General features: G+C 62.1%; 1 protein-coding gene. It reads left to right on the top strand.

The window, feature by feature from the left end:
• Window positions 1–359 (top strand): metal ABC transporter permease (locus KQX66_RS39030; protein WP_216798435.1); only part of this gene is annotated, 359 nt, incomplete at both ends.

The following is a 359-nucleotide window of genomic DNA, read 5'->3' on the forward strand; positions in this document are numbered from 1 at the left end:
CCTTTGGTCTGCTGCTGGACATCAACCCCTTCTATGCGGTGATCGCCATTACGCTGCTGCTGGCTTTGGCCCTGGTGTGGCTAGAACGTCGCCCGCAGCTCTCGGTGGATACCCTGCTCGGCATTCTGGCCCACAGCGCGCTGTCGCTGGGGCTGGTGGTGGTGGCGTTGATGTCTAACGTACGGGTCGATCTGATGGCCTACCTGTTCGGCGATCTGCTGTCGGTTACGCTGAGCGATATCGTGATGATTGCCGGCGGCGTCGCCGTGGTGCTGTTGGTGCTGTGGTGGCAGTGGCGCGATCTGCTGTCGATGACCATCAGCCCGGAGCTGGCGCACGTCGACGGCGTTAATCTGGTG

The organism is Paenibacillus oleatilyticus (assembly GCF_018998565.1).
Taxonomy (GTDB): Bacteria; Bacillota; Bacilli; order Paenibacillales; family NBRC-103111; genus Paenibacillus_G; species Paenibacillus_G oleatilyticus.